The sequence below is a fragment of the Streptomyces sp. NPDC046805 genome (genome assembly GCF_040645355.1).
In the GTDB taxonomy this organism is placed as follows: domain Bacteria; phylum Actinomycetota; class Actinomycetes; order Streptomycetales; family Streptomycetaceae; genus Streptomyces.
In genome coordinates this window covers 148,639-155,230 of sequence record NZ_JBEYYC010000019.1, presented here as the reverse complement: position 1 = coordinate 155,230, position 6,592 = coordinate 148,639, and the positions used below count along the sequence as shown (strand labels likewise).

The 6,592-nt window shown below is 70.5% G+C and carries 8 protein-coding genes; all 8 read right to left on the bottom strand.

Going from position 1 to position 6,592, the window contains the following annotated elements; genetic code table 11:
• Nucleotides 1–126 precede the first annotated feature (126 nt).
• On the bottom strand, nucleotides 127–540 hold the full coding sequence (locus tag ABZ910_RS21750) for a rhodanese-like domain-containing protein (protein ID WP_361367415.1): 414 nt from the start codon (nucleotides 538–540) through the stop codon (nucleotides 127–129).
• On the bottom strand, nucleotides 537–1,121 hold the full coding sequence (locus tag ABZ910_RS21745; RefSeq protein ID WP_361367413.1) for a cysteine dioxygenase: 585 nt from the start codon (nucleotides 1,119–1,121) through the stop codon (nucleotides 537–539). The genes ABZ910_RS21750 and ABZ910_RS21745 overlap by 4 nt, the downstream gene beginning before the upstream one ends.
• Nucleotides 1,122–1,201: 80 nt before the next feature.
• Nucleotides 1,202–1,273 carry a putative leader peptide gene (locus ABZ910_RS21740; RefSeq protein ID WP_309544753.1) on the bottom strand — a complete coding sequence of 24 codons (72 nt, stop codon included), beginning with the start codon at nucleotides 1,271–1,273 and terminating at the stop codon, nucleotides 1,202–1,204.
• 136 nt (nucleotides 1,274–1,409) lie between these two features.
• Nucleotides 1,410–3,035: an FAD-dependent monooxygenase gene (locus ABZ910_RS21735; protein WP_361367410.1), complete on the bottom strand. Its 1,626-nt coding sequence runs from the start codon at nucleotides 3,033–3,035 to the stop codon at nucleotides 1,410–1,412.
• 178 nt (nucleotides 3,036–3,213) lie between these two features.
• On the bottom strand, nucleotides 3,214–4,113 hold the full coding sequence (locus ABZ910_RS21730; RefSeq protein ID WP_361367407.1) for an amino acid ABC transporter permease: 900 nt from the start codon (nucleotides 4,111–4,113) through the stop codon (nucleotides 3,214–3,216).
• Nucleotides 4,110–4,775 carry an amino acid ABC transporter permease gene (locus ABZ910_RS21725; RefSeq protein ID WP_361367404.1) on the bottom strand — a complete coding sequence of 222 codons (666 nt, stop codon included), beginning with the start codon at nucleotides 4,773–4,775 and terminating at the stop codon, nucleotides 4,110–4,112. The genes ABZ910_RS21730 and ABZ910_RS21725 overlap by 4 nt, the downstream gene beginning before the upstream one ends.
• A 79-nt stretch (nucleotides 4,776–4,854) precedes the next feature.
• Entirely contained in the window at nucleotides 4,855–5,685 is an 831-nt protein-coding gene (locus ABZ910_RS21720) for a glutamate ABC transporter substrate-binding protein (protein ID WP_361367401.1), read from the bottom strand.
• Nucleotides 5,686–5,813: 128 nt separating this feature from the next.
• The gene (locus ABZ910_RS21715) at nucleotides 5,814–6,590 is read right to left on the bottom strand and encodes an amino acid ABC transporter ATP-binding protein (RefSeq protein ID WP_361367398.1); all 777 of its coding nucleotides are present in this window, start codon (nucleotides 6,588–6,590) and stop codon (nucleotides 5,814–5,816) included.
• Between the last annotated feature and the right edge of the window lie 2 nt (nucleotides 6,591–6,592).

The following is a 6,592-nucleotide window of genomic DNA, read 5'->3' as shown; positions in this document are numbered from 1 at the left end:
GGGCGAGGGGCGAGGGGCGAGGGGCGAGGGGCGAGGGGCGAGGGGCGAGGGGCGAGGGGCGAGGGGCGAGGGGCGAGGGGCGAGGGGCGAGGCGCCGGGCACGGAAGCGCCCGGCGCACGACGGACTCAGCGCGTCACCGGGAGCCCCGCCGCCTTCCACGCCTGGAAGCCGCCGACCAGGTCCGTGGCCCGGTGCAGGCCCAACTGGTGCAGGGAGACGGCCGCGAGGCTGGACGCGTAGCCCTCGTTGCAGATCACCACGATGCGGAGGTCGTGGCCGGTGGCCTCCGGAACGCGATGGCTGCCCCGGGGATCCAGCCGCCACTCCAGCTCATTGCGCTCCACGACGAGCGCGCCGGGAATCAGCCCGTCCCGCTCGCGCAGGGCGGCGTACCGGATGTCGACCAGCAGGGCCTCCCCGGTTCGCGCCGCGTCGTACGCCTCCCGTGGCTCGATCCGCCGGTAGCCGTCGCGCACCCGCTCCAGCAACGCGTCGATGCCGGGCGGCTGTTCACCGGTCCCGCGTCCCGCCCCGCTCACTGCCAGTCCTGCGGGCGCTCGACCTGCTCCAGGCGCAGCACCTGGCCCGCCCTGCTGTAGCGGCGGATCTGCGGCAGGGGCGGGTAGTAGGCGTGCACGGAGATCGCGTGCCGATCGGTGGACTCGTTGAGCACCTCGTGGACATGGTGTTGCCCGAAGTCCCGGCCCTGCCCGGCCGGCAGGCGCCGCTCACGGTCCACGCCGTCGGTGAGTTCCAGGGTCGTCCAGCCGTCGGTGGGCAGCCGGGCGGCGAGCGAGTTCTCCGTGAGCTCGCCGGACGCGGTGACGAAGGCGCCGACCGATTCGGCGTGGTCGTGCCAGCCGGTACCGGTTGCGGGTGGCCAGCCGATCAGCCACGCCTCGCTGCCACCGGGACCGTCGAGCCGTACCCAGGTACGCCCCTCCGGGTCGAGCGGAAGCGAGGAGATCAGCTCGGTGTCGGCGGCCGTACGCCGCACGAAGTCGAGGAGTTCGGCCTGCGTGGGTGACGAGGCGACAGACGCGGCGGCCGGCGAGGCGACAGTCGGTGAGTCAGACCGGGAGGCGGCGGGAGAGGTAGACGGGAAGGGAGAGACAGACACGTGCACCGTCCTGATGTGCGTTCGCGGAGGGGCCGCGCGGCGACGCGGAAGCGGCGCGCGGCAAGGAGAGGGATGCGAGATCAGCAGGACGGACGACACACGCAGCCCGCGTAGCGGACGAGGTCCATATGGACCCTCCGCCACAGGCGCACACAGGTGTCGGTCACGAAGCGGAGTACACCACGCCGGTGTACCCCGGTCAACTCACCGTCACCATGTGGACCGGAGCGTGCAACCGCATTCCCCGCGCATTCCCAGCGCACCTCGAACTCCACCTCACCGCGCGGCTCACCGAGCACCGGAACCCCCTCCCGCCGCTGCTCCCGCCCGCGCCCGAGCCTCCGTCGTCGCCGCGCCACCGAGCGTCGCCTCCGCGGCCGCGTAGAGGTCGGCCGGGCGGACGCCGCTGAGCGCGGTGACCAGATGGCCGTCGGGGCGCACGAGGAGCACGGTGTGCGCAGGCGCGCCCGGGTAGCTCTCGGTCACCAGCAGTTCGGCGGGGTGCGGCAGCGCGGTCACGGCGGCCGCCAGGCGGGGCATGATCCCGGCGGTCACCCAGTGCTTGCGGTCCCAGACGCCGGTGCCCGGAGCGACGAGGACGACCAGCAGCGCCCCGCGACCGAGCCGGCTGTGCAGCCGTACGAAGGAGCCGTCCTCCGCCGTGACCCGCACGTCGGCGACCTGCGCGCCGGGCGGGGTGTCGACCGGGACCTCCGCCTCCAGATGCCGGGGCGCGAGCGGTGAGCCGGCGTACGCTCCCGGCGCGCCGAGCGCCCCGCGCCCCAGGTGACCGTCCGTGAGCAGTGCGTCGTGGCTCCGGCCCGTGCCGGGGACGTACCCGCGCAGGGCGCCACCGCCGCGCAGTATCGGCAGCGCCTGGTCGGCGGCGCGCAGCCGGGCGGCGACCACCGCGCGCCGCTCCGCCTGGTAGCTGTCGAGCAGCGCCTCGCTCGGGCCGTGATGCCAGGCCGACGCCAGCTTCCACGCGAGGTTGTCGGCGTCCCGGAGCCCCTCGTCGAGGCCCTGCGTGCCGAGCGCGCCGAGCAGATGGGCTGCGTCCCCGGCGAGGAAGACCCGGCTGTCGCGCCACCGGCGGGCGAGCCGGTGGTGCACGGTGTGGACGCCGGTGTCGAGGAGTTCGTACGGCGGTGTGGAGCCGTCCGTCCAGCCCGCGAGGGTCTCGCGGACGCGGGCCACCAGGTGTTCGGGCGTGACGAGGTCCTTGCCCGGCGGCAGCAGCCAGTCCAGGCGCCACACGTCGTTAGGGAGGGGGCGGGCGGTCACCTCCCCGGCCGAGGGCGCGGACGTCCGCCACGGCGGCATCCGATGGAGCAACGCCCGGCGGGGCCACGGAAGTTCCGTGCGCAGCGCGGCGACGGCGTGCCGTTCCACCGCCGTACGGCCCGGGAAGCGGATGTCCTGGAGCTTGCGCACCGTCGACCGGGGGCCGTCGCAGCCGACCAGGTAATTGCCGCGCCACCAGGTGCCCTTGGGGCCACGGGTGTGTGCGGCGACCCCCGTCGGCTCCTGCTCGATCGTGTCCAGGCGGCTGTCGGGGGCGAACTCGACCAGCGGTTCCCCGGCGACGGCGGTGCGCAGGGCGGCCGTCAGCACATGCTGGGCCAGGTGCAGCGGGGCGGCATCGGTGTCGTCGAAGACGATCTCGCGCATCACCTGCTTGCGCCGCACCGACCGCCATCCGGCCCAGCGCACGCCCCGCTCGGCGAGTGCGACACCGGTCAGCCGCTCCAGCAGCGCGGAGGTGTCCGCGCGCAGGACGACCGTGCGCGCCGCACGCGCCTCGTCCTTGCCGGGCCCCTCGTCGAGGACGACGGACGGCACCTCCTGGCGGGCCAGGGCCAGGGCGAGCGTCAGCCCGACGGGCCCCGCCCCGACGATGATCACCGGGTCCACGGCGTGGTGCCCCCTGCCCGCAGCGGTGTCCTGGCGGACGCGTGTGAACAGGAAGTTGGCGCAAGGTGCACGATCACAGAACGTATGCAACCCATTGCCGGTGTTGGCGTCAAGCGATGGAGGCAGTGGCGATCATGCCACTGCCTCCGGGGTGTTGTCGCCTCGTCAGATCATCGGGTCAGGAGGTCTTCGCCAGGTCCTCGTGCTCACCCGGCGCGGACAGTTCGGCGACCGCGTCGACGCCGACCACCGCACCGGTGGACTTCTTGCCCCGGCGCAGCCGGCGCTCGAGCCAGCTCGCGAAGGACGTGAGCGAGAAGTTGATCGCGATGAATATCGCCGCCACGACGGTGAAGCACGCGATGGTGTTGGCGCCGTAGTAGGCGCTCATCGTGTTGGCCGAGGCGAGCAGTTCGGGGAAGGTGAGGACAGCGCCGCCGAGCGCCGTGTCCTTCACGATGACGACGAGCTGGCTGACGATCGCCGGGAGCATCGCGGTGACGGCCTGCGGCAGCAGGACGATCCGCATCGTCTGGTTCTTGCGCAGCCCGATCGCCATGGCCGCCTCCCCCTGCCCCTTGGGCAGCGACAGGATGCCCGCGCGGACGATCTCCGCCAGGACCGAGGCGTTGTACAGCACGAGCCCGGTGACGACCGCGTACAGCGGGCGCTCGTCCGAACCGACGTCGGTGTACTGGGCATACAGCGCGAGCCCGAAGATCATCAGGACCAGCACCGGGATGGCCCGGAAGAACTCGACGAGGACCGAGGCCGGCACCCGCACCCACGCGTGGTCCGAGAGCCGGGCGATACCGAGCACGGCGCCCAGCGGCAACGCGATGATCATGGCCAGCGCCGCGGCCTCCAGCGTGTTCTGCAGGCCGGGCCAGATGTAGGTCACATACGCCTCGGCGCCGAAGAACGGCTTCCACTTCTCCCAGGCCAGCTGCTCCTTGTCGGCGAGCGTGCTGAACACCCACCACAGCAGCGCGGCCATGGCGACGGTGAAGACCGCCGTGTAGAGGACGTTGCGCCGCTTGGCACCGGGGCCCTGGGCGTCGTACAGGACCGAACTCATCGCTTCACCGCCACCTTCTTGCCCACCCAGCCGAGGATCAGGCCGGTCGGCAGCGTCAGGCAGCAGAAGCCGAAGGCGATGATCGCGGAGATCAGCAGCAACTGCGCCTCGTTCTCGACCATTTCCTTCATCAGAGCCGCCGCTTCCACCACACCGATCGCGGCAGCGACCGTCGTGTTCTTCGTCAACGCGATCAGGACGTTCGTCAGCGGGCCGACGGCAGCGCGGAAGGCCTGCGGCAGCACGACGAGGCCCAGCACCTGCGTGAAGCCGAGCCCGAGGGCCCGGGCCGCCTCCGCCTGCCCGACCGGCACCGTGTTGATGCCGGCCCGCAGGGCCTCGCACACGAAGGCCGAGGTGTACGCGGTCAGACCGAGCACGGCCAGCCGGAAGTTGATCGTCTCGACGTCCGCCGCACCGAGGCTGACGCCCAGCGTCTGGTTGAGGCCGAGCGACGCGAACAGGATGATCACCGTGAGCGGGATGTTCCGCACGATGTTCACGTACGCGGCCCCGAAACCGCGCATCAGCGGCACCGGGCCCACCCGCATGGCGGCCAGCAGGGTGCCCCAGATCAGGGAGCCCACGGCGGACAGCAGGGTCAGCTGCACCGTCGTCCAGAAGGCTCCCAGCAGGTCGTAACCTTCAAGAAAGTCGAACACGATCTCCCGCGCTTCCGCGTGTAGGGGTGCGTGCCCCGGTGCGCCGCCCCGGGGGACGGCGCACCAGCAGGGCGCTGCCTCAGCTCTTGACGTCGCCGATCTTCGGAGCGGGCTCGTTCTTGTACTGGGCCGGGCCGAAGTTCTTGTCCACGGCCTTCTGCCAGGACTTGTCGGAGACCATCTCCTCCAGCGCCTTGTTGATCTTGGCCTTGAGGGGGCTGCCCTTCTTGACGCCGATGCCGTAGTTCTCGTTCGTCATCTTGAAGCCGCCGAGCTTGAACTTGCCCTTGAACTGGGGCTGGGCTGCGTAACCGGCGAGGATCGAGTCGTCGGTGGTCAGGGCGTCGAGGGCCTTGTTCTGCAGACCGGTCAGACAGGCCGAGTACGTCGGGTAGTTCTGCAGCTGGGCCTTAGGGGCCAGCTTGTCCTTGATGTTCTGCGCCGAGGTCGAGCCCGTCACCGAACACAGCTTCTTCTTGTTCAGGTCGGCCGGCGACTTGATGGAGTTGTCGTTCGAGCGCAGCAGGACGTCCTGGTGGGCCAGCAGGTACGGGCCCGCGAAGTCGACCAGCTTCTCGCGCTCCGGGGTGATCGAGTAGGTGGCGGCGATGAAGTCGACGTCACCGCGCTTGAGCATGGTCTCGCGGTCGGCGCTCTTCGATTCCTTCCACTCGATCTGGTCGGGGCTGTAGCCGAGCTTCTTGGCGACGTACGTGGCCACGTCGACGTCGAAGCCCGCGTAGCCCTGCGGGGTCTTCTGGCCGAGGCCGGGCTGGTCGAACTTGATGCCGATGGTGATCTTCTTGCCGCCGGAGGCGCCGTCGTCGCTCTTGCCGCCGCCGCAGGCCGTGGCGGAGAGGGCGAGGGCGAGCACGGCGGCCGAGGCGGCGGTGACCTTGCGGAGCTGCATGGGGAACATCCTTCGAGGAAGAACGAGTGGTGAGGAAACGCCGGCCGTCACCGGACGGTTGATCCGACGAGTGGGCCGACGGTCGAGCCGGCTGCTGATCCGTCTGCGAGGGGCGCGGAAGGGCGTCGTCAGTGGTGCAGGATCTTCGACAGGAAGTCCTTGGCACGGTCGCTGCGCGGATTGCTGAAGAACTGGTCGGGCGCGGCCTGTTCGACGATGCGGCCGTCCGCCATGAAGACCACCCGGTTCGCGGCCGACCGCGCGAAGCCCATCTCGTGGGTGACGACGATCATCGTCATGCCGTCACGGGCGAGCTGCTGCATGACCTCGAGGACCTCGTTGATCATCTCGGGGTCGAGGGCCGAGGTCGGCTCGTCGAAGAGCATCACCTTCGGGCCCATCGCCAGGGCCCGCGCGATGGCGACGCGCTGCTGCTGACCACCGGAGAGCTGCGCGGGGTACTTGTCGGCCTGGCTGCCCACACCGACCCGGTCGAGCAGCGCGCGGGCCTTCTCCTCGGCTTCCTTCTTGTCGGCCTTGCGAACCTTGACCTGACCGAGCATCACGTTCTCGAGGACGGTCTTGTGCGCGAAGAGGTTGAAGGACTGGAAGACCATCCCGACGTCCGCCCGCAACCGGGCCAGCTCCTTGCCCTCCTGGGGCAGCGGCTTTTCGTCGATCGTGATGGTGCCCGAGTCGATGGTCTCCAGGCGGTTGATGGTGCGGCACAGCGTGGACTTTCCGGACCCGGAGGGTCCGATGACCACTACGACCTCACCGCGGGCGATCGTCAGATCGACATCCTGGAGCACGTGCAACGCACCGAAGTGCTTGTTGACATCCTTCAGGACGACCAGATCGCCGGTCGCGGCCACGTCTTCCTTGGCCACCGATACTTCGGTCATCG